This window comes from Microcystis sp. M53603_WE2 (assembly GCF_030065435.1).
In genome coordinates, this window is record NZ_JASJFF010000381.1 from 1 (window position 1) to 1,308 (window position 1,308).

3 protein-coding genes are annotated in these 1,308 nt (G+C 40.4%); 1 reads left to right on the forward strand and 2 read right to left on the reverse strand.

From position 1 onward, the window contains the following. On the forward strand, positions 1-840 hold an 840-nt coding region (locus PX481_RS08120; protein WP_288094286.1), incomplete at its 5' end, for a 3'-5' exonuclease. Here the strand turns inward: PX481_RS08120 and PX481_RS08125 are convergent. Both PX481_RS08125 and PX481_RS08130 read right to left on the reverse strand, forming a co-directional pair. Then, positions 805-1,044: a DUF6737 family protein gene (locus tag PX481_RS08125; protein ID WP_043999446.1), complete on the reverse strand. Its 240-nt coding sequence runs from the start codon at positions 1,042-1,044 to the stop codon at positions 805-807. The two genes, PX481_RS08120 and PX481_RS08125, sit on opposite strands and share 36 nt — an antisense overlap. Positions 1,045-1,195: 151 nt before the next feature. Then, positions 1,196-1,308 (reverse strand): transposase (locus PX481_RS08130; RefSeq protein WP_071784045.1); only part of this gene is annotated, 113 nt, incomplete at its 5' end.

Genomic DNA, 1,308 nt, shown 5'->3' on the forward strand with positions numbered 1-1,308 from the left:
AAAGCGGCCTTAGAAGTGCTACAATTTAGGGGTTTAATTACTGCCCAAGACTTAAATCCTTTAGTTACCTATCCCGAACAATTTCTTTATCCCACTCCCCTCGATCCCGAACTGAAATCTAACGAAAAAATCGCCCGTCGTTATTGCTGCAGTTTACTAAAAGCTAGATTAGAATTACCCCATTATCAACTCCTGTCTTTTTTCGCTATGACTCTCCAATATTCAGGGTCAGAATTAGCCACATTGCAAAAATTAACCGCCCGTATTTATCAGGAAACTGCTGGTAATAGTTCTCTAAAAAATACAATCAATACTCTCAATGAAATTATCGCCTCTGAGCGCTTTGAAGGGGTGGAAGAAGATAACGACGATTGTTATACTCGTCCCGGACAACTGACGATTATTACTATGCACAAAGCCAAGGGTTTAGACTGGGATTATGTTTTTATTCCCTTTCTTCATGAAGATATTATTCCTGGCAAACCTTGGGTTCCCAATGGGGCGAAATTTTTGGGAGATTTTACCCTCGCAGAAGTAGCCCGGGCGCAAATTCGAGCAGCGGTTCATCAACGCTATTTAAACCCCGACAGCATACCAATTATTCCCCCACCTTTAAGCGCTTGGTTAGAAGCTGGACAACTTAAAAAAGCTGAAGAATACCGACTTTTGTATGTAGCGATGACGCGAGCAAAAAGACTTTTATGGATGTCGAGTGAAAAAAAAGCTCCTTTCCGTTGGAACACTTTTCGCGGAGATGAAAGTAGTCAATTACAGGATAAAAATCCCTGTCCTGTCTTTCCTGTTTTAATCAATGCTTTCCCCGATTCTTTCTGTGTTTAACTGTTGCTGCAGTGTCCGCGGATAAAGAATTAGGAAGACAAACCACCAGAGGAGTATAGGAATAGATAGGAGTAGAGTTAACCAGAGACGCTGGGTTAAAAACCAACAGCCGGCAATCAGGGCAATTCCTGTCAATAAAATCGACCAAGGTTGACACCAACGGGGTTTGTGGTCCCAAACGTTATCGGATTTCGAGTTAGACATTAGTTAAGGGGCGGTAATTTACTAACTTGATTTTATCGTACCTGACTATTCAGATAACTGCTACAATTTTGGGTAATTCTATCAATAGAGTTTCTTATCTCTAGACAAACTAAGCTAAATTTTCCGGCTCTTCGTTACCCTTTATGCTAAATCAACATACAAGATGCCAAGATAACATACTTCTAACCCAAAAATTCCGAAAGTTTCTAAAGCCATAGCCTCTCCGTTTTATTAGTTTAAGTTTATTGTTGATTCCCTCGACCA